The organism is Microcoleus sp. POL10_C6 (assembly GCF_036701585.1).
Taxonomy (GTDB): domain Bacteria; phylum Cyanobacteriota; class Cyanobacteriia; order Cyanobacteriales; family Microcoleaceae; genus Microcoleus.
In genome coordinates this window covers 63,247-83,721 of the sequence record NZ_JAUBRB010000017.1, presented here as the reverse complement: position 1 = coordinate 83,721, position 20,475 = coordinate 63,247, and the positions used below count along the sequence as shown (strand labels likewise).

General features: G+C 48.9%; 16 protein-coding genes. 9 read left to right on the top strand and 7 right to left on the bottom strand.

Annotation, left to right across the window (positions count from 1 at the left end; translation table 11 throughout):
- Window positions 1-29: 29 nt before the first annotated feature.
- The 7 genes from dnaK to QUA34_RS11885 all read left to right on the top strand — a co-directional run bounded on the left by dnaK (window position 30) and on the right by QUA34_RS11885 (window position 7,836).
- A complete protein-coding gene (gene dnaK / locus QUA34_RS11915; RefSeq protein ID WP_333386798.1) occupies window positions 30-2,171 on the top strand; it encodes a molecular chaperone DnaK in 2,142 nt (713 codons plus the stop codon).
- A gap of 132 nt (window positions 2,172-2,303) precedes the next feature.
- A complete protein-coding gene (gene dnaJ / locus QUA34_RS11910) occupies window positions 2,304-3,431 on the top strand; it encodes a molecular chaperone DnaJ (RefSeq protein WP_333386795.1) in 1,128 nt (375 codons plus the stop codon).
- A gap of 291 nt (window positions 3,432-3,722) precedes the next feature.
- Window positions 3,723-4,013: a sulfurtransferase TusA family protein gene (locus QUA34_RS11905; protein WP_333386792.1), complete on the top strand. Its 291-nt coding sequence runs from the start codon at window positions 3,723-3,725 to the stop codon at window positions 4,011-4,013.
- On the top strand, window positions 4,010-5,260 hold the full coding sequence (gene rsgA, locus QUA34_RS11900) for a ribosome small subunit-dependent GTPase A (protein WP_333386789.1): 1,251 nt from the start codon (window positions 4,010-4,012) through the stop codon (window positions 5,258-5,260). Before QUA34_RS11905 ends, rsgA begins: the two co-directional genes overlap by 4 nt.
- 244 nt (window positions 5,261-5,504) lie before the next feature.
- The gene (locus tag QUA34_RS11895) at window positions 5,505-6,290 is read left to right on the top strand and encodes a MotA/TolQ/ExbB proton channel family protein (RefSeq protein WP_333386786.1); all 786 of its coding nucleotides are present in this window, start codon (window positions 5,505-5,507) and stop codon (window positions 6,288-6,290) included.
- A 15-nt stretch (window positions 6,291-6,305) separates the two neighbouring features.
- On the top strand, window positions 6,306-7,034 hold the full coding sequence (locus QUA34_RS11890; RefSeq protein WP_333386783.1) for a biopolymer transporter ExbD: 729 nt from the start codon (window positions 6,306-6,308) through the stop codon (window positions 7,032-7,034).
- A 604-nt stretch (window positions 7,035-7,638) separates the two neighbouring features.
- Window positions 7,639-7,836, top strand: a complete 198-nt coding sequence (locus QUA34_RS11885; protein ID WP_006635253.1) for an NblA/ycf18 family protein — start codon at window positions 7,639-7,641, stop codon at window positions 7,834-7,836.
- Window positions 7,837-8,274: 438 nt separating this feature from the next.
- Here the strand turns inward: QUA34_RS11885 and QUA34_RS11880 are convergent, their stop codons facing one another.
- From QUA34_RS11880 to QUA34_RS11855, 6 genes are all read right to left on the bottom strand, one after another.
- The gene (locus QUA34_RS11880; protein ID WP_333042233.1) at window positions 8,275-8,724 is read right to left on the bottom strand and encodes a hypothetical protein; all 450 of its coding nucleotides are present in this window, start codon (window positions 8,722-8,724) and stop codon (window positions 8,275-8,277) included.
- A gap of 80 nt (window positions 8,725-8,804) precedes the next feature.
- A complete protein-coding gene (locus QUA34_RS11875; RefSeq protein WP_333386780.1) occupies window positions 8,805-10,007 on the bottom strand; it encodes an anhydro-N-acetylmuramic acid kinase in 1,203 nt (400 codons plus the stop codon).
- Window positions 10,008-10,082: 75 nt separating this feature from the next.
- On the bottom strand, window positions 10,083-10,814 hold the full coding sequence (locus QUA34_RS11870) for a PP2C family serine/threonine-protein phosphatase (protein ID WP_333386846.1): 732 nt from the start codon (window positions 10,812-10,814) through the stop codon (window positions 10,083-10,085).
- 414 nt (window positions 10,815-11,228) lie between these two features.
- Window positions 11,229-12,995, bottom strand: a complete 1,767-nt coding sequence (locus tag QUA34_RS11865) for an AarF/ABC1/UbiB kinase family protein (protein ID WP_333386778.1) — start codon at window positions 12,993-12,995, stop codon at window positions 11,229-11,231.
- Window positions 12,996-13,098: 103 nt separating this feature from the next.
- Entirely contained in the window at window positions 13,099-13,431 is a 333-nt protein-coding gene (locus tag QUA34_RS11860) for a DUF6825 family protein (RefSeq protein ID WP_333326080.1), read from the bottom strand.
- 519 nt (window positions 13,432-13,950) lie between these two features.
- Window positions 13,951-15,522, bottom strand: a complete 1,572-nt coding sequence (locus tag QUA34_RS11855; RefSeq protein WP_333386775.1) for a serine/threonine-protein kinase — start codon at window positions 15,520-15,522, stop codon at window positions 13,951-13,953.
- A 787-nt stretch (window positions 15,523-16,309) separates the two neighbouring features.
- Here QUA34_RS11855 and QUA34_RS11850 point away from each other — a divergent pair.
- Complete coding sequence (locus QUA34_RS11850; RefSeq protein ID WP_333326076.1) at window positions 16,310-16,924, top strand: hypothetical protein; 615 nt, start codon at window positions 16,310-16,312, stop codon at window positions 16,922-16,924.
- A gap of 489 nt (window positions 16,925-17,413) precedes the next feature.
- Complete coding sequence (locus QUA34_RS11845) at window positions 17,414-19,072, top strand: ABC transporter substrate-binding protein (RefSeq protein ID WP_333386773.1); 1,659 nt, start codon at window positions 17,414-17,416, stop codon at window positions 19,070-19,072.
- Between the two features lie 52 nt (window positions 19,073-19,124).
- On the opposite strand, the gene QUA34_RS11840 is transcribed toward QUA34_RS11845, so the two are convergent.
- The coding region (locus QUA34_RS11840; RefSeq protein ID WP_333386770.1) for an SBBP repeat-containing protein at window positions 19,125-20,475 on the bottom strand (1,351 nt) is incomplete at its 5' end.

The following is a 20,475-nucleotide window of genomic DNA, read 5'->3' as shown; positions in this document are numbered from 1 at the left end:
AAACATCCCACAAAGTTTTATGAGGCGCTATGGGAAAAATTATTGGAATTGACTTAGGCACAACTAACAGTTGCGTAGCTGTGTTAGAGGGCGGTAAACCCGTCGTGATCGCCAATTCCGAGGGCGGCCGTACAACTCCGAGTATAGTAGGATTCGGCAAGGCGGGCGATCGCTTAGTAGGTCAACTAGCCAAGCGGCAAGCTGTAACTAATGCTGTAAATACTGTCTACAGTATCAAACGATTTATCGGACGGCGGTGGGACGACACGGAAGAAGAACGAGCGCGGACTCCCTATACCTGTATAAAAGGCAAAGACGATACCGTTAACGTCCAAATTCGGAACAAGGTTCACACTCCCCAAGAAATCTCGGCAATGGTACTCCAAAAGCTCAAGCAAGATGCTGAAGCTTATTTGGGACAAACTGTTACCCAAGCCGTGATTACAGTGCCAGCCTACTTCACAGACGCCCAACGGCAAGCTACTAAAGACGCCGGTACGATCGCGGGCCTAGAAGTCTTGCGGATCGTCAACGAACCGACGGCGGCAGCCCTTTCCTACGGGCTCGACAAGCAAAATATAGAACAGAAAATCTTGGTATTTGACCTGGGCGGCGGTACTTTCGACGTTTCTATCCTGCAACTGGGAGACGGAATTTTTGAAGTCAACGCCACCTCCGGTAACAACCATCTGGGAGGAGATGACTTTGACGACTGCATAGTCCAGTGGCTCGTAGAAGCTTTCCGGACTCAAGAAGGCAGTGACCTCTCACAAGACAAAATGGCTTTGCAGCGCCTCCGAGAAGCTGCCGAAAAAGCGAAAATCGAACTCTCCAACCGGGAATCCACCTCAATCAATCTGCCTTTCATCTCTTCTGACGAAAAAGGGCCGAAGCATTTGGAAATGGAACTCTCCAAAGCTCAGTTTGAAAAACTGGTGGCTCATTTGGTGCAAGCGACGATCGATCCGGTGACTCAAGCCCTCAAAGACGCAAGTTTGACCCCCAAAGACATAGACAGAATTATTTTAGTGGGAGGCTCAACCCGGATTCCGGCAGTTCAAAAGGCAATTAGCAAGTATTTTGGGGGCGTTTCTCCCGATAAATCGGTCAATCCCGACGAAGCTGTAGCGGTAGGCGCGGCAATTCAAGCCGGGGTGTTGGGTGGTGAAGTCAAAGACTTGCTGCTGCTCGATGTGACGCCGCTCTCCCTGGGACTCGAAACCTTGGGCGGGGTATTCACCAAAGTTATCGAGCGCAATACAACTATTCCCACCAGCCGATCGCAAATGTACAGCACGGCGGCAGACGGGCAAACCTCGGTAGAAATTCACGTACTCCAAGGCGAGCGGGCATTGGTTAAAGACAATAAAAGTCTCGGCAAGTTCCTGCTCAAAGGTATTCCCCCAGCCCCCCGCGGCGTACCTCAAATCGAAGTTACCTTTGAAATCGATGCCAACGGGATTCTCAAAGTGGCTGCTGAAGACAAGGGAACCGGAAAAGAACAAAGCATCCAAATTTCCAATACAGGGGGATTGAGCGAAACCGAAGTCGAGCGGATGCGACAAGAAGCCGAACTTTACGCCGACGAGGACATCAAGCGCGCTCTACTCGTCGAACTCAAAAATCAAGCTGACTCCCTCGTCTATAATTGTGGTGTAACTTTAAAAACCAACGCGCAACTGCTGAGTGACGAGCTCAAGGCAGAAGCGGAAACAGCCGCAGCAGCCTTGCGGGCAGCGATGACTAACCCCGACATCACAATCGAGGAACTCACGCCCGCAATCGAATCTTTCAAGCAACTGCTATACTCGCTGGGGACCGCAGTCTACGACCAAGCCCGCAGCGGGGTAGCCCCGTCAGGAGCTGTTGTTGAAAGCGAGATGATGTCAGAAGTAGAATCATCAGAACCAGAAGAGGTTAAAGCGGACGACGACAGTATTTTGCTGAAAGAAGAGCTGCTGGTGGCGCCCCAAGCTCCGCCGACACCAAAGCCGGAACCAAAGCCGGAACCAAAGCCGGAATCAAAGCCGGAATCAAAGTCGGAACCAAAGCCGGAACGACAGTCAAAACGACAGTCAAGTCCACAGCCAAATCCACAGTCAAGTCCACAGTCAAAACAAAAACAGAAGGTTCCCGAACCAGAAGTTGATGATATGAATCCTTTCCTTTAAAACTGAAAAACTAAAAATTAAAAGTTAAAAATTAACAATGAGAATTTTTGATTTTTAATCTGTAATTTCAGGAAAGGTCGCCCGTTTCTTTTTCGTACACTTTTTGTTATTTACCTCCAGGCAAGCAGCTCTATGGCCGGTGATTACTATGAAATATTAGGCGTTTCTCGCAGCGCAGACAAAGAAGAAATTAAGCGTGCTTACCGCCGCCTAGCTCGCAAGTACCATCCAGATGTCAACAAAGAACCCGGTGCCGAGGAGCGGTTTAAAGAAATTAACCGCGCCTACGAGGTACTCTCAGAACCCGAAACTCGCGCCCGTTTCGATCGTTTCGGCGAAGCAGGCGTGAGTGGTGCAGGCGCACCTGGGTTCCAAGACTTTGGTGACAGCTTTGCCGATATTTTTGAAAGCTTCTTTCAGGGCTTTCAGGGAGGTGTCGGCCAACAACAGCAAGGTCGCAGGCGCAGCGGGCCGGTGCGCGGAGACGATTTGCGCCTGGATTTGCGGCTGGATTTTCGGGAAGCAGTGTTTGGTGGGGAAAAAGAACTCCGCATCAAGCATCTAGAAACCTGCGAAACTTGCACCGGGACTGGCGCGAAACCGGGAACCCGACCCCAAACTTGCTCGACTTGTACCGGCAGTGGTCAAGTCCGACGCGCTACTCGCACTCCTTTCGGCAGCTTTACTCAAGTTTCAGTTTGCCCTACTTGCAACGGCACCGGGCAAGTGATTGAGGACAAGTGCGAAACTTGCGGCGGCCGAGGCCAGAAAGAAGTGATGAAAAAGCTGAAAATCACAATTCCGGCTGGGGTTGACAACGGTACTCGCTTGCGCGTTTCCAATGAAGGGGATGCCGGCAAACTGGGCGGGCCGCCCGGGGATCTTTACGTGTTTTTGGCGGTGAATGAAGACCCGCTATTTAAACGCGAGGGTACTAACGTTAGCTCGGAAGTTAAGATTAGTTATTTGCAAGCAATTTTAGGGTGCCGATTGGAAGTAGAAACCGTAGACGGGCCGACGGAATTGTTGATTCCTAGCGGAACTCAGGCGAATACTGTTCTGACTCTTGAGAAAAAAGGGGTGCCTCGGTTGGGAAATCCAGTCAGTCGCGGCGATCATTTGATTACGGTGTCTATTGATATTCCGACTAAGGTGACGGCTGAAGAACGGGAATTGCTGATGCAGCTTGCTAAGCTGAAGGGCGATCGTACCGGTAAAGGCGGCTTGGAAGGATTTCTGGGTAATTTGTTTCAGAAATAAGCAATTTTTGACACCAATTGGTGTCAAATTTTCCTGTTTCAGGATTCCCAGGCCACTTGTTCTAGTATCTGTCAAAAAATTGTGTGCAATTGCTCACAAAAATCTCAGGTGGGACGCTTCCTGGGCATTGCGTTTCAGCAGCGCTCAAAAAAGTGAGCGCAATTGCGCTCACTTTTTTCAGAAAGAATAATAGTCTGTGTCCAATTGGAAAGAAAATTTTAGATTCTCCAGTTTCCAGGCAATTTGTTTAAAAAAGTAAGGCTTTCAGGATTTGAGATTGCAAAAAGCATTATGAATTCAACATCGAAAATTGAAAATCCCAAATTCCCAGATGCCAAAATCGATCTGCGGGGTACTCCGTGTCCTCTGAATTTTGTCCGCACTAAACTGCGCTTGGAGCAAATGGCACCGGGTGCTGTTTTGGAGGTGTGGCTGGATGCTGGGGAGCCGATCGAACAAGTACCTGATAGTCTCAAAATGGAAGGCTACCAGATTCTGGAAACGCAATTTGTCGCGGATGAGCCGGAGTCGGGATTTTTTTCAATGAAAGTGCAGCGCCCAGAAGACAAGGAAGCGGGATGAGCCTGAATTCACCCTCGATCGTCGGTACTGTAATTGCTGTTCAGGCTAACTTCTACCAAGTGAGGTTAGATCCCGAAGTCTCCATTGATGGGAAAAATGCTCCCCTCGCTGATTCTCCGATTCTCCTGTGCACTCGTCGCACTCGACTGAAAAAAATTGGTCAACAGGTGATGGTGGGCGATCGCGTGGTGGTAGACGAACCGGACTGGACTGACCGCCGAGGTGCAATTTCTGAAGTCTTCCCGCGCCAAACAGAACTCAACCGCCCGCCTGTAGCTAATGCCGATCGCATTCTCCTGGTTTTTGCCCTCGCCGAACCCGACTTAGATCCCGCATCATTAACTCGGTTTTTAGTCAAGGCCGAATCTACAGGTTTAGAGGTGAGTTTGTGCCTGAACAAATGCGATTTGGTCACGCCCCAAGAGTTGGAACAGTGGCGCGATCGGCTTTCAGGCTGGGGCTACGAACCAATGTTTATTAGTGTCCGCAGCGGTGCAGGAGTTCAGGAAGCCCCCGCTAATGGTCAAAAGGAAGTTTCTGAATCGGAACCAGCTTTCTATGACTTAGTGGAGAAAATAGAGCCATCTCTGCTGAGTTCTGAGGACAACCCCCAAGTTCCAAATTCGATCAAGCCGTTACATCCGTTAAACCCCGTACATAGCCCGTTGCCGAACTTGCTTCTAGACCACCTGCAAGGAAAAATAACGGTAATTTGTGGCCCTTCTGGGGTTGGCAAGTCCAGCTTGATCAACCAACTGATCCCGGCGCTGAACCTACGAGTGAACGCTGTTTCCGGCAAACTCGGCCGCGGGCGCCATACTACTCGCCACGTCGAACTATTTGAACTCCCCGGCGGCGGACTTTTGGCAGATACTCCGGGCTTTAATCAGCCGGCTCTCGAATGCGATCCCTCAGAATTAGCGGAATATTTCCCAGAAGCGCGCCAGAGGCTGGCTTTGGGTAGCTGCCAGTTTAGCGACTGTTCGCACCGAGACGAGCCTAACTGTGTCGTGCGGGGCGCTTGGGAGCGCTATGAGTATTACTTGCAGTTTCTCGAAGAGGCGATCGTCCGCCAACAAGCTCTGCAAAACTCCAGCAGCGCCGAATCGAGTTTGAAGCAGCAAACCAAGTCGGATGGTACGCAGCATTACGAACCGAAGCTGCAAACTAAAAAATATCGCCGCTCTTCCCGCCGTCTTCAACACCAGTCACTCCAAGATATGTGTCAAGACTTAGAGGAATTGTGAGGAAGTCGCCGCCCATGGCCGGCAGGCGCTAGAAAACAGTACCCAGACTTACCCCGAAACTGGGTTCGAGCGAGGAAAATATAGAGGTTGCAGTCCTCGGACCCCGTTCCCATGCAGCCAATGTCTTTAGTGGCGAGGGCGTAAGTCCTGAGTACATTAATAGCTAAAATTAAATGGCCTTAGATTTGTTAAAAAAAGTAGAACAGAAGCAAAAGTTAGCGGGTACTGCAGGAGCAAAAATATTGTGAATATTCAAGAACTGTTTCAAAAAGGCGGCCCCGCCATGTGGCCCCTGTTGGTGTTATCGATTCTATCTTTGAGTACAATTATCGAGCGCTTGTGGTTTTGGGCAAGCCTTCTGAGCAAAGAAAAGCAGATTGTTAACCGCATTCTGGAAGCGGCTCGCAGCGATTGGGGGGCGGCTAACGAGATGGCAAGACAAGCTAACCGACAGCCGATCGGGCGATTTCTTTCTGCACCCCTGCGGCTCTACAATCCCGAACCAGATTTATTTCGACTCGCACTCGAAGCTGCAGCCGATGAAGAGTTGGCTTCGATGCGTCGCGGTGACAAAATCTTAGAAGCTACGATCGCTCTCGCCCCTTTGTTGGGCTTGCTGGGAACAGTTCTGGGCTTGATTAACTCCCTGAGTTCTATCCGTCTGGGCGACATCGGCACGGCGGCAACAACTGGTGTGACTTTGGGGATTAGCGAGGCGCTGATCACGACTGCTACTGGGATGGTAGTAGCAATTTTTACCTTGGCGTTTTATCGGATATTTCAAGCTTTTTTGTTCAACCAGGCAAAAATATTTCGCAAAGCTGGAAATGAACTCGAATTGCTTTACAGACAATACTGGCCGGCAGCTAATGCTAAAGGTCGATCGCCCGGTGCAGAATACAGCAATTCTTCTTTTGGTGCAGAGGGTTTGAACAGGCGTTCTCTCAATTCTCAAGAATCGGGAGAACGGAATCGGGAGCCGAAATTGAAAGGTTCCGATCCGGCTGAAGATTCACCTTCTAATAATTAAAACTTCTGAGAACTGATGAAGATTAATCTAGATACTCCTGCTGAAGAGGCACGGATTGAGCTGGTGCCTTTAATTGACGTGATCTTTTGCATTCTGACGTTTTTTCTGCTGGCGGCTTTGCAACTGACTCGCCAGCAAGCCATTAATGTCGATTTGCCTAAAGCAAAGACTGGACAAACGCAGATGCGAGAGATGCTGATTGTCAGCATTGACGATTTCGGGCAAACTTATATCGATCAATTGCCTGTTAATTACCAACAGCTCGATCGAGTTTTAAAGAGTTTCCAAAGCCAAAATCCTACGGGGTTGATGGTACTGTACGCTCCTCAAAATGCTAGATATGCCAAAGTTGTCGAGGTTTTAGACAAATTGAGAGAGGTAGGGGGCGATCGAGTTGCCCTGGCAACTCTTCCTAGTTCGGCTTCCTCCCCATTGCCCAATACCTCGCTTCCCAATTCTGGCATTCCTGCGGCACCTGCGATGGGCAATTCCGGTCAACCTCTTCCTTCTCCTGTGGCTCCAGGGCAGCAACAGTTCAATCCAAATCAGTTTCAATCCCCTCTCCCGGCTCCAGGGCAGCAGCAGTTCAATCCAAATCAGTTTCAATCTCCTCTCCCGGCTCCAGGGCAGCCTAACAACTCTGGGGCCAATTTGGGTATTCCTCCTGTTTCGCCTGCACCCGCTGCTCCTAATTCAAGACCCGGAATCGCCATTCCACCGCAGGATGGCGGGGTCTCGAATTAGTGACAAGGAATAAGGTTCGGCAACGGATTGTGTAACGGATGTAACGGATGTCCGTCGGAAGAAGAAAGAAGGGAGAAGGAAGAAGGAAGAAGGGAGAACAGAGAAATAGAGAAATAGAAATTTTCCCAATTTCCTCATCTCCCGCTCTTCCGCTCTCCTCATCTCCCCCTCTCCTGATATCCTCATCTTTCAATCTCCCCCTCTCCTCATCTCCCCCTCTCCTCATCTCCCCCTCTCCTCATCTCCCCCTCTCCTCATCTCCCCTTCTCCCCCCGCCTTTGAGAATCTCCGCCGGATTTGGTATAAACGGCTTCAATTCTTTTGGTTCGTACTGAGCCTTTTTTCTCTTGACAAGTAGATACACTTGTATATGCCTGCGGAAGGAACTTTTGCAGACATCTCGCCATCTCTATCCCTAAATAAGGTATTTCTTAGGACAGATGGTAATTTTGTCAAATAATTGTTACCTTTTGTAATATAGACGAAAGCCAAATGGGCAATCGGGCATCCCGAAACCAACGGTCGATCGCTGAAACAACTTACAAATCTGGTTAATCCAGGTGTTCACTTTTAAGTCACCTTTACTTACAGAGGAGTCAAAGTCATGAGCCAACCAGCAGAATTGTCTTTGGAACAGCAATTTAGCCTGTGTTCCTTCAAAACACAGGTAAGTGACATGAGCCGCGAACAAGCTCAGGAGTTTTTGGTCAAGCTTTACGAGCAAATGATGCTACGAGAAACCATGTACCGCCATTTTCTGAAACACCACTGGGGTTTAGAACCTAACCCAGGTGTTGAGTAACCAAGAGTCGCAGTCGGCGACCTCCGTCTCTTACTCACTTCCCTCAGGCGGAAAGGAGTTGGGGGTGATGGGGCGTCACTCGAAGGCAGAAGTTAGAAGACCTGTGTAGAGACTTGAGGAAAATTGGAAAGTTTCTTTGTGGAGTTCACTCGAATTGGGGAGTCGAACTCAGCAGTTTGTCGCTCGACACCACTGGAGAGTGCAAAGATAATTTATCGCGCCTCAACTCGAAAATTGGATAACTATTAATAATAAGTAAGTGTTAATTTTTTAACCAACTAAAATTTTTAACAAATTAAATATATTTGTGTTTATTTGCAGCGGATGAGGTTTGACAACAATGGCCCTAGTCGGACATCTGAGCGCGACCTCCGACTAGCAAAACCTTCAGTTTTCACATCAATCCCTAGAACTGGCAACTGTGGACTCTAGAAAGAGTTATTCCGGCTGACGTTCCAGAGTCGCCTCCATTGTACTCGTCAAGTAATGACCAGACATGATGCCGCTAGATTGGTAGTAGCGGTTGTCATCAACCCGGTGAAGGGTATCAAAACCCGTCCGCCGCTGGCGTTCGTCTCCCAATACCCAATAACGCTGGACGATCGACTGGGGAGCAATCCAACCTTCGCCCTCAACGCGGGCGAGTTCGCTGTGTTGGAGTACAAAAGTATACTGCCGTTCATCGCTGTTGAGGTGTCCTCGGTACTGCAAAATAATCTCTTCGCGATCGCCTCCAGGAAATACGAGCTTTGTCACCATACTGAACCAATCTGTTCGGTTCCAGCTCACTAAAGTTTTGCCTTTAACCGTAATTGGCACGCCATTGCGCTCAATCCAGCTTCCTTCGAGCGTCCATTGGCCAGATTCCATTAAAAACGTGTGAGCCACAGTGCTGTTCCTATGCTTTTCCTGCTGGCTACAATGCTGGTGCAACAACGCACAGCCGTTGTCCCTCAGACTCTATGCTATCACGCCCAACTGTGCCAACAAGAGTTAATTTCTCCTAAAAGTACCGGTGTCCGGGCACCAGTAACTTGAGGCAGATTGCCGGGAATGCCCCGAACCCGCCATGCGGCTAAAACCGCGAAAGCGATCGCCTCTTTAAAATCTACATTCAAGCCTGCCTCAGAAGTAGTCAACACTTGCACTGGATGCAATTGAGATTGCAATCGGCGTTTTAAGTAGAGATTGTGGCTGCCGCCCCCGCATAGTAAAACTCGATCGGGCATAGCCGGTAAAAAAGTTTGGTAACTGTGAACGATCGAGGCAACAGTCAGTTCTGTCAGAGTAGCCAGCACGTCAGCAGGACTGAGGTTGTAACCTTCGGCCTCGACCAAACACCTGTCAAAATAGTCTACACCAAATAGCTCTCGCCCCGTTGATTTCGGCGGTGCTTGACGGAAGAACTCTGATGCGAGCCAATCCTCGACTAAAGCTTGACAGGGAGTTCCCGATGCCGCCCAAGCTCCACCTTCGTCGATCGTCTTAGTGCCGCCTGAGAAGTGCTGCACTGCCAAATCTAACAGGGAATTCGCCGGGCCTGTATCCCAGCCCGATATGCCATCCCCAAGACTGAAAATCTCAGACTCGTCATTGTTTCCCCCTTTTCCTCTTGCCGGAAGATAGGTAACATTGCCAATTCCGCCCAGATTTTGGATGCAGAGGCTGATGTTGGGTTCCGCCAGCAGGCAGGCATCAACTATGGACACTAAGGGTGCTCCTTGACCCCCTGCAGCAATGTCTGCCGATCGAAAGTTACTCACAGTAGTAATTCCTGTCAATTCCGCAATTAGCGCGCCCCGCCCGAGTTGCAAGCTGTAGCCCATTAACGCACCTGCGCTGTCTTTCTGGGCTTTCCCAGTAGGTCGGTGGTAGACGGTTTGACCGTGAGAGCCGATTAATTCCGCTTTATCATATTCTGCTTGAATTGTCAATGCCGCAGTGGCAAATTCTTGGGCGATGGCATCATCTAATTCTGCTAGTTCAGCCATTGACAAAGCTGAGCCACTGCAAACCGAGAGAATTTGCGATCGCAAATTAGCAGGATAAGGGAAAGTCTTGCCGGCAACCAATTGCACTTTCAAGTCTGTTTGGGAACCGACCACATCCACCAAAGCAGCATCAATGCCATCCACCGACGTGCCGCTGATCAAACCGATAACACGGGTCATTCAATTTTAGATTTTAGATTTTAGATTTTAGATTGTTCAATTTTAGATAATTGGGTGCGATCGGGCGATCGAATATTATTTGAGGTCGATCGTCACGATCACCACTGTAATATTATCGCGTCCACCTTTATCTTTAGCTGCTTGAATTAAAGCAGTTGCAGCGCCCTCGCAGGCGCGAATCGACTTCAGAGGCGAAGCTATCAAAGGATCCGAAAGTTCTTCAGTCAAGCCATCGCTGCAGAGCAGCAAGCGATCCCCAGGCTGCACGTCCACCGGCAAAATATCTATCTCCCGCAAATCATCGCGACCCAAACACTGGGATAAAACGTGACGCCAAGGATGAGTGCGAGCCTGATCAGGAGTTAGAGCCTTTCTTTTCACAGCCTGAGCCACCCAAGTCTGGTCTTCAGTAATCTGCTCCAAGCGAGAGCCGTGTAGCCGATACAAGCGAGAGTCACCGATATTAGCGCACCAGGGTCTGCCCTCATCCCTAAACATTAGAACCACAGCCGTAGTTCCCATATCAGCACGCTCCGGGTGGTCGAGCTGATCCGTCAAAATTGCTTGATTGGCAATTAAAAAAGCCTTTTCCAACAACAGCGGAGAATCCTCTGGCCCTTCCCAATGTTCGAGCAAATAAGATTGAATCGCCTGAGTCGCAATCCGGCTGGCTTCTTGACCTCCGGCGTGTCCTCCCATTCCATCGGCCACTATGAAAAATCGCCCGTCAGAGTCTATGTAGTACGAATCCTGATTTACGGAACGAACTAGCCCTGTGTCTGTCTTACCTGCGAAAGAGCGTTTCATAGATTGGGTGATTGGACTCATCGAACTTGAAAGCTTGATTTAATGGGGTGCGATTTTTTATTCCAAAACTTAAATCCCGAACGGGCTTGAAATTCTGCAGCCCGCGATCGCGAGTTTTGGAAAAATTGCACTTCCTTGACCTCATATTGTAGATCGTATGATGGTCATCCCATCTTAAAATTTCGGTAAATCCAGTAAATTTAGCAGCACCTGCAAAAAAAACTCGATTTCTACCCAAAATTAGAGGTTTCGCTGGCCACAAATCTAGGCAGCAACTGGGTTTTTAGCCTCAAAGGGCGTAAATGCTGTAAATTTCAGCAATTTGTGGTCAGCCAGCCAAAACTTAACATTCGATGTCAAATTTGGGCTGGCGAGAAATCTCAAACCTGAAATTTCAAATCGCAAATTGCACAATTATGACATCCTGTCTAAACGATCGATCCGCTTGAACAAACGCAGCATAGCAAACCCTGCACCCGCCGCCAGCACGGCAACAGCGACAGCCGGCCAGACTTGATTGCTAACAAACAAAATTGTCGCCGACAAAGTAAAAGCACTCATCAGCAAAGCATAATTCGTGCCCATTTGAGCGCTGCTCATCCGGCGCAGCAAGCGCTCTGTTTCTGCAGAACGGACGCGAATCCGCAAATCTCCCTGTTCGAGTTTATCAATAGTCTCCTCAATCCGGCGGGGCAAACCCAAAGCACTCGAACTCACCTGAGCCGCCTGACGGCCGATTTCGTTAAAAATGCTGCTACTTGTATCATGGCCATTTCCATTAGTCATAAGCTGCATGGCAAAAGGTTGTGCCACCTCCATAAAGTTGAACTCGGGATCTAAACCTCGGCCCACCCCTTCGATTGTGGAAAAAGCTCGCATTACAAAAGTAAAAGTAGCTGGGAAGCGAAAAGGTTGGTTGTAGGCAATATCGTAAAGGTCGTCGGTAATCGCGCTCACAGACTGATTTTCAAAAGGCTTGTCCATGAAGTTGTCCAGCATATACTGGATGCTGCGGCGCACCGGACTCATATCACCCGTAGGCACCAAAGCTCCCAAATTGATCAGAGAATCCATAATCCGCTGTCCATCCTTGGAAGCAATGCCGTAGAGCGTCTCCATCAGTCCTTCGCGGACGTTCGACTGGATTTGCCCCATCATGCCAAAATCGTAGAAAATCAGACAACCGTCAGCACTAACAGCGATGTTGCCGGGGTGTGGGTCAGCGTGGAAAAAGCCGTCGTTGAGCAACTGGCGCAAATAAGCTTTTGCGCCCAACTGAGCGATTAATTTACGATCGATACCCGCCGCTTCCAAAGCTTCGTAGTGGCTGATTTTAATCCCCGGCAGGTATTCCAAAGTCAGCACTCGCGGAGCCGCGTACCGCCAATAAACCCTCGGCACCCGCACCCAGTCACAGTTGCTAAAATTGCGCCGAAAAGTATCAGCATTGCGGCCTTCATGGAGATAGTCAATTTCCAGCCACAGAATGCGACAGCATTCCTCATAAATCCCCATCCAATCGCGGCCGCGGCCCCACTTAGGATGGTTTTGAAAGTAGCGGGCAATTCCCTTAAGAATTTGCAAATCGATCTCGAACAGTTTCCGCAGTCCCGGTCGCTGCACCTTGACGACCACTTCCGGGCCCGAATGCAGTTGAGCTTTGTGTACCTGACCCAGACTTGCAGCAGCTAGGGGCACTGGGTCAAAGCTGCGGTAGAGTTCTTGAACTGTCTTGCCCAAATCTTGCTCAACAATTACCTCTAACTGCTCGTAGCTAAAAGCAGGCACTTTATCTTGCAGCTTAGAAAGTTCCTCGACAAACTCTGCCGGGAACAAATCGGCGCGGGTAGAAAATAACTGCCCAACTTTAATGAAAGTTGGCCCCAAATCCAAGAGTGTTTCTCGAACCCAGATAGCTTGAAAGCGCCGTCTGGCAACTTTCTTTTCTTCAGTCACGCCTCCCCAGTAGCTCCAATTTTTGCTGTCGAGCCACAGCGAAGCCAGCCAGAGCAAAACAAAGGCCCAAATGTCGAAGAAGCGCCGCTTCCGGGAGTATTTTTCGCGATTCCAGCGATAAGCTTTACTTTTGTAGGATTTACTAGCAGTTTTTGGCTCATCGGCTTCGCCAGTGTGCTTGGGGGAGCGATGGCGATTAACAGAGTCATCAATGAGAGCAGACACTTGGGTTCCCAACTTGCTTATTTTATGTTGTTGCTTTGATTGAAAGTAGGAGCGCAAAGCCATGCGCTCACGTAGTAAATAATAGTTGCGGTCGAATCGATCGCTATGGCAAACTGCTGCGGTAACGCTGCAATTCCGATCGCACCAGAGCCACTTCGGCGCGCAGCTCGTCAATAGTCGCTTGCAAATCTGCAGGATGGATGTCTTGAATGGTGGTGGTGCTTACAGTGCCAGTTCTGGTCTGCATCGCCTCATCCGAAGCTCGATTGGCGCGCTCCACAACTCGATCTGTGAACTGCCGCAGGCGTTCTCTTTGTTCTGCGTCAAATTTGCCGAGTTCAGAGAAAGCGTTGGTTGCTGCGCTTTCTAATTGCTCGTACAATGCTTCGGCAAGTGCTCTGCCTACAAAAAAAGCATGAACTGGGGGTTTACTCATAAAAAATCTCTGTGCGCTTCCGCAACAAATTATAACTTGCTTGTCCCCAATGATGCTTGCTCCCAAAGGAAGGAAGTTTGGGGGAATTGACACTCACACCCCATTGTCGGGGATGGGATTGTTGAGAGTTAGAACAGTCTAACGCGCCCCGGCTTAGCCCAAAAGCCTCGTTTACACTGGCTCAAATTCGAGGTTTGGGTTGCTTTGTACCAAAATGTTTGCAGCTTGGCAGTATTAATACGCGACATCACACCACCTCAGCGTCGCGCACATATTCTAACATAATTTAAATCAAAATAGAACATAGTCCTGCATTTTTTTGCGGGCATTTGGATTGCAGAGGGAATAGGAAATATTCGATAAACTCAGACGGCGACTGTTGGGATTTTCAGATTAGACGGAAGTTTTTGGAAGATAGTCGTTGGTTAGGTATGGCCTTATTATCTCAACTACTGAGCGGATATTTGCTGACTCATAAAACCAAGTATTTGTCCCCACTTTGAACCAACAAAAACCATACTAATTTGTCGCAGGTTCGGGAAAAGGCATCGTGGGATCTGCCACAGGGGGTGGTGAATCAGGTGCGATCGAACTATCTGAATTGTTGCCACTGCGGCTCGGTATCGCAGGCTCAGGCGATCGCTCGATCGGCGAGGCTATTACTGGCGACGGGGATTCCGACGGCGGCAAGGTTTCAGCGCTAGCACTCTCAGGGGCAGGCGGGGCGGGTGTGGCGGGCGGATCTGGCGGCAGGGGCGCAACTTCAGGTACTGGTGCGGCTTCTGGTTGGGGATATGGCTCGATTTCGGTTTGAGGCTCTGGAATGGGAGACTCAGAAGGCTCCTCTGCGGGCTCGGGCGTCGGCGATGGCTCAGGTTCCGCTTCGGGCTCTGGGGCGCGAGTTTCCTGGCTTGGGGACTCAGAAGGTTCGGCGCTAGTTTCTGAGGGTTCGTCGATCTGTTCGGGAATGTTGCTGCTGTCTAAGGGGGGTTTGGGACGCTTGTTGAGTTCGATCGGGTAGAGAGGGGTGCTTTCGACAGACGGCTGTCCGAACATCGGCTCTGACAAATCGCGGGATTTGAGCAAATCTTCGAGAGATGGGAAGGATTCACTTTTGGGACGATTGCTGAGACTGGTGCTGTTGTACTGCGATGCTAGGTCAAAACCCATCCAGCCTGCAATTGCAGCCGTTACCACAAACGCCACAAAAGTCAACTGTGGCGGGGGAGGTGCGGGCAATCTGAGACTTTGCTTGCCTTTTCTTTTTACTGATACTCGCTCTGTTTCTTGCAGCATGGTGAGCCAATTTTCCACTGTCTGAGGGCGGTTGTGGGGGTCGATTTCGAGTCCTTGAAGAATGGCTCGCTCGATTCCCGGGCTGAGGTTGGGCTGAAATTGCCGCAACTCGGCCAAGGGAATGCGATCGCGCAGGGGTGCAGCTACGGGGGCCACGCCGGAGAGTAAGTAGTAGAGGGTGGCTGCGATCGCGTAGATGTCAGTGGCCGGTGTACATTTACCGTCATAGACGTATTGTTCGATCGGCGCGTATCCGGGGGAGAGCAAGTTAGTGTGGGTTTGTTTGGTGCCGACGGTAAAGCCACGGGGAATTCCGAAGTCTATTAACATTACTACGTGAGAATCAGCTCGCCGGATAATATTTTCTGGCTTGATATCTCCGTGCAGCAATCCGCTGTGATGAACTGTACTTACGGCTGAGGCTATTTGCCGAATATAGTGCAGGGCCTGGGCTTCTGGCAGCGGCTGATCGGTTTCGACTATTTGGGCGAGAGTTTGGCCCGGAATGTAGTCCATTGCAATAAAAGACTGTCCGGCTTCTTCAAAAAAGTCGATTACCCTGACTATGTTGGAATGCTGACACCGCGACAGGCGTTGGGCTTCGGCAATAAACTGCTGCTGAAATTGGGCAGATTCTGGGTGTTGGCGCAGACTTTCGTTGAGGGTTTTGAGTACGACGGTTTGGTTTAAATGGGTGTGGATAGCTCGGTAAGTGATGCCGAATCCTCCTATCCCTAAAGTCGCGTTAATTGTGTATTTGCCCTGTTGCAGGACTGTTGCTGGCGCTAAGTTCATCTTCAGTTGATGCCGTTTCCCAAACTATGCTACCGCCTTTGGGTTATTTCGCAGAGTTAGGGGTGAGGTTTGATAGATCGGCGTCCTAGTTTGAGCTTTAGCTCTGCTATATCTTTAATCTTGGCATCCCCACGTCATTTTATCTGTAGTAGCTATTGTGAAACTTAACGCTCCGGCCTTCCAATAATAAAAATCCCGTTCTTGTGGAACGGGAAAGCCATCAGGGTGCATCTATAATATCTGACTCTAAATCCTGGGGGGTACAACCCCTCATTGCTTTAACAAGTCTTTAAAATTAGCCGATTTTTGTAAAAATTTAGGTTTTAGGTTGACTTATGAGCAATCTTATGATTTATAAGATTGCTGCATGGCGATCTTGAGCTTGGGGAATTGACGGCAATTCTTGCAATCTCGCTGCGATCACTTCAGTTGAGGCGAACTCCCAGAGTCACACCTTACATACCAGATTACCTTTTTGGCTCACATGAACTTCATGTGAGCGGCATAAAATAACAAAGAGGCATTGTATCGGGCTTAATCTTGAGACGGCAAATGGCTCCAACCTTGTAAATAAAAATGCTGTAAGCATTCTCCAGACATTGGTAGCCCATGGCCATCAATGCTTCAATCGCTGTTCGCGTTACACACTAAGGTCTGGAGGCAATATCCAGTTCCCCGAAGGGGGGAACTTGAGCTTAAGTTGTCACCAATGGGGTCTTCCTAGTAACGAGAAGCGATCGATTAGCAATTAGCAGCAATTAGTAATTACTTATTCTTTGGTTTGAAAATGTCTGTTAAACAATCACATTACGAGACTTTACTAGCAGAGTACAGCGAATCTTCGGCCGCGATCGCCCTGCTGAAAAAATATCGGGTTTACATGGAAATGATTCCGAGTATCCGCCGCGCCCATGAGAGTTTAATCACAATTCCTTTGCCAATTGCGCGCTTGCGGGACGGGGTTTCTTATGCGGGAAGCGGCGGCACTAGCATATCGCCCGGACAGGCAGTTTGTTTGCCCTGCGATTTGGCGATTTTGATGTGCGATCCTGAATGGAAAGTTAAAATTGGAGTGGAAATTTTGATTTTCATTCATCGTCCGGGCGAAGAGTTTTCTGAGTTGCTTGGCCGCTGGCGACAGTCTCAGGTTTGGCTGGATAAAGGTTACGAATGGGTGATGCCGTACCGCTACAGACATATTTACAGCGATGAAGCTGAGGCTGTTCATCCGCTATTTGTTTTGTTTGAGGAAACGCCGGAACTGATTCAACGGGGTTTGATGGCGGCTGGTTTGCCGTTTGTAGTAGAAAGTTTCGACTCTGGGAGCGAGGAGGTAGAGGAGGAAGAGTTGCTGGGTAGCGGGGAACTGGGAAGTATTGGTGAAGAAAGTTTGGATTTGTAGGGTGGGTGCGATCGCATATAGCCATCGTATTGCTTGAAGTGTAAATTTTTTTCAACGAACCGCAGAGGGCGCTCTTGGCGCAGAGAAAGATAAAAATATTGATGTTGGCGAATCCTGAATCGGGTTGTTATAGGCAGATATTCAAAAATATTTTGGGTGTCAAAAGGAATGTTTAGGCTCCCCCCAGATTCATGGAGGAAATCTAAAATCTACAATCTAAAATCTAAAATCGAATGACCCCTCTAGCTGGGGCGTAAACGTTGGCTTTCATGCTGGTTGCGTCACCTAATGTAAATGTGTGGGTTGAGATTTTGCCATCCAGCATGATATCATCAGGGTGCTCTATTTGGTTTGTTAATTTAGATGGGTTGTTAATATAGAATTTACTAAATGAACCGCAGAGAACGCAGAGACCACAGAGGGGAGAGAAAGAGCAAATTAGAATTTATTGATATGAGTACAATTTACTATTAAACCGGAGCTATTGAAATGAGATTGTTAAAATCCTGGCGTTTAGTTTTATTAGGTTTATTTTTTGGGATGGCTGTAATTTTATCAAATTGCGGCACTCCTTCAAACACGGTTAGCAATAATTCTCCAACTGGGCCAACTCCTGCTGCGGTTCCGGCTGGGGCTTTAGTTTACGGTGCGGGCGGGCCGCCGGTAAATCTGGAACCGGGAAATATTACTGATGGCAATTCGGTGATTGTTATCGACCAAATTTACAATCGCTTGACTGATTTCAAACCGGGAACTGTGGAACTTGAACCGAGTCTGGCTACGGAATGGTCAAGTTCTAAAGATGGTAAAACTTGGACTTTTAAGTTGCGTTCCGGGGTAAAGTTTCACGACGGTACGGATTTTGACGCGGAAGCTGTTAAGTTTAATGTGGATCGCTGGTGGGATGCCAAAAATCCTAACGGTTTTCGAGAAGCGGGCAAGAATTATTCGATTTGGAAAGATTTTTTTGGCGGGTTTAAGGGAGAAAAAGATTCTTTAGTAAAAGATGTGACAGTTGTTGATAAGTCTACAATTAAATTTGTTTTGAATCGACCTTTTGCGGCTTTTCCGTCGGCGATAGGTTCCGCTTATTTCGGGATGGCGAGTCCGGCGGCGGTGAAAAAAGCGGGTGCTAAATACGGCACTCCGGGGTCGCTGGCGGTGGGGACGGGGCCTTTTGTGTTTCAGGAATGGCGATCGGGCGATCGCATAGTTTTGGAGAAAAATCCGAATTATTGGAAAACGGGTACACCAAAAGTCAATCAATTGGTAGTTCGTTTTGTTGACGATCCGGCGGCGAGATTGGCTCAGTTGCGAGCTGGACAACTTGATTTTACTGTGGATTTAACGCCGGATCAATTGAAAGAAGTTCAGGGAGATGCTAATTTAGAAGCTGTTGTGCGACCTTCTTTTAATGTCGGTTATTTAGCCTTAAATCCGAGTTACGAACCTTTGTCAAAACCCGAAGTCAGGCGGGCGATCGCCCAAACAATTAACAAGCCAGCAATAGTCCAAGCTTTCTGGGGAGAACTCGGAAAACATGATTCCCAATTTATCCCCCCTGCGCTGAATTGGGCGGGGTCGGATAAAGTTAAAGATTATGAATTTAACCCGCAGCAAGCTAAAGCAATGCTCGCGAAAGCCGGTTATCCGAACGGTTTTGATTTGGATTTGTGGTATATGCCCGTCAGCCGTCCCTATTTTCCCACGCCGAAGCCGATCGCTGAGGCTTTGGCGGCGGATTTGAGCGCGATCGGGATTCGGGTAAAATTGCTGACAAAGGATTGGTCTGCTTATTTAGCAGATCGGCTCAAGCCTCCGGGATTTCAAGCTTTTATGATGGGTTGGACGGGAGATTATGGCGATCCAGACAATTTTTATTATCCTCACTTCGGGCCGGGTTCCACGGCGGATTTGGGAAATTGGAAAAATCCGAAAGTTCTGGAACTTTTGGATCGGGGGAGGGCGAGTGGGGATAAAGCAGCTAGGGCGAAAATTTATGCGGAAGTTAGCGAGATTTTGCATGGGGAAGCTGTGCGTTTGCCGATCGTACATTCGCAGCCGCTTTTAGGGAAACGCAAGAATATTCAAGGTTGGATTCCGAGTCCTTTGGGGTCGGAGTCTTTTGAGGAAGTGAGCAAAAATTGAGAAGTTAGAGCGAGATGTACCCTACAGATAGAGTTTATGGGTAAGTCATGTTTTAGAGGAAAGTGAAGTCGGCAGCATTAATTTGACTCGCCGATATCGTACTCAGAGATGCCAAGATTTCTCCTGTTGGCACAAACTGGATTAAAGTTGCACTGTTACTTTGAGTAATTGCTAATTGAGAGAAGGTGATACCGCTAGCAAGTGTGAGTAAATCTTTCTCGTCTTCAAAATCTAAAATGGTATCCGTTCCGACATCAAGTCCTAAGAGGAATCGATCGCTCCCCAAACCTCCAATTAAACAATCATTTCCCAAGCTGCCAAATAGGGTATCATTTCCTTTACCGCCGTAGAGAGTATCATTGCCTTCACCGCCAATGAGACTGTCAGAAGCGCGATCGCCAAATAAAACATCCTCACCGTTATTGCCAAGCAAAGTATCATTGCCCTTGCCACCGTAAAGGCTATCATCCCCATTACCACCTTCGAGAAAATCATTTCCTTGATGACCATACATTCCATCATTGCCATCAAGATCACTGAGAGTATCATTTCCCTGTTTGCCACTGATGGTATCGTTGCTGCGATCGCCTGCAAGCATATCGTCGCCATCAGTACCGATAATTGGATCAGAATTAGACTGCGTTAGTGTCGGTGTGACAGATGGCGTTGGCGTTGATGTCGGCGTTGGTGTCGGCGTGACAGATGGCGTTGGTGTTGTTGTCGGAGTGGGCGTTGGCGTGACAGATGGCGTCGGAGTTGATGTCGGCTTTGGTGTCGGTGTGACAGATGGCGTTGTTGTTGTTGTAGGAGTTGGTGTAAAACTAGGCGTCGGCGTTAGTGTGACTACCTCTGTGATTGTGCCGAGTTTAGCAATCCAAATATCTTGACCGCCTGCATTGGGACCTCCCAAAGCGCCATTAGTTTGTCCCGTGAGATAGAGATGGCCAACGCTATCGAGTGCTAATTCTGAGGAGGAGTCAGATTCAGCAGTCCCGAATTGCTTCAGCCACAACTGGTTGCCATTGCTGTCGTACTTAGTTGCCCAAATATCTTGACCGCCTGCATTGGTGTCTCCCAAAGCGCCCTCGGTTGAGCCCGTGAGGTAGACATTACCAGCGCTATCGACTGCTAAGTCTGAGGGGGAGTCAGATTTAGCAGTCCCGAATTGCTTGAGCCACAACTGATTGCCATTGCTGTCGTACTTAGTTGCCCAAATATCTTCACTGCCTGCATTGGGGCCTCCCAAAGAGCCGTTGGTTTCTCCCGTCAGGTAGAGATTGCCAGCGCTATCAAGTGCTAAGTTTGGGCGGAAATCATCTTCAGGACTCCCGAATTGCTTGAGCCACAACTGATTGCCATTGCTGTCGTACTTAGTTGCCCAAATATCTTCACTGCCTGCATTG

Excerpts from the sequence above, each read along its gene's own strand:
- dnaK (WP_333386798.1), top strand. The coding sequence starts at position 30 with ATGGGAAAAATTATTGGAATTGACTTAGGCACAACTAACAGTTGCGTA.
- dnaJ (WP_333386795.1), top strand. The coding sequence starts at position 2,304 with ATGGCCGGTGATTACTATGAAATATTAGGCGTTTCTCGCAGCGCAGAC.
- QUA34_RS11905 (WP_333386792.1), top strand. The coding sequence starts at position 3,723 with ATGAATTCAACATCGAAAATTGAAAATCCCAAATTCCCAGATGCCAAA.
- rsgA (WP_333386789.1), top strand. The coding sequence starts at position 4,010 with ATGAGCCTGAATTCACCCTCGATCGTCGGTACTGTAATTGCTGTTCAG.
- QUA34_RS11890 (WP_333386783.1), top strand. The coding sequence starts at position 6,306 with ATGAAGATTAATCTAGATACTCCTGCTGAAGAGGCACGGATTGAGCTG.
- QUA34_RS11885 (WP_006635253.1), top strand. The coding sequence starts at position 7,639 with ATGAGCCAACCAGCAGAATTGTCTTTGGAACAGCAATTTAGCCTGTGT.
- QUA34_RS11875 (WP_333386780.1), bottom strand. The coding sequence starts at position 10,007 with ATGACCCGTGTTATCGGTTTGATCAGCGGCACGTCGGTGGATGGCATT.
- QUA34_RS11870 (WP_333386846.1), bottom strand. The coding sequence starts at position 10,814 with ATGAAACGCTCTTTCGCAGGTAAGACAGACACAGGGCTAGTTCGTTCC.
- QUA34_RS11860 (WP_333326080.1), bottom strand. The coding sequence starts at position 13,431 with ATGAGTAAACCCCCAGTTCATGCTTTTTTTGTAGGCAGAGCACTTGCC.
- QUA34_RS11855 (WP_333386775.1), bottom strand. The coding sequence starts at position 15,522 with ATGAACTTAGCGCCAGCAACAGTCCTGCAACAGGGCAAATACACAATT.
- QUA34_RS11850 (WP_333326076.1), top strand. The coding sequence starts at position 16,310 with ATGTCTGTTAAACAATCACATTACGAGACTTTACTAGCAGAGTACAGC.
- QUA34_RS11845 (WP_333386773.1), top strand. The coding sequence starts at position 17,414 with ATGAGATTGTTAAAATCCTGGCGTTTAGTTTTATTAGGTTTATTTTTT.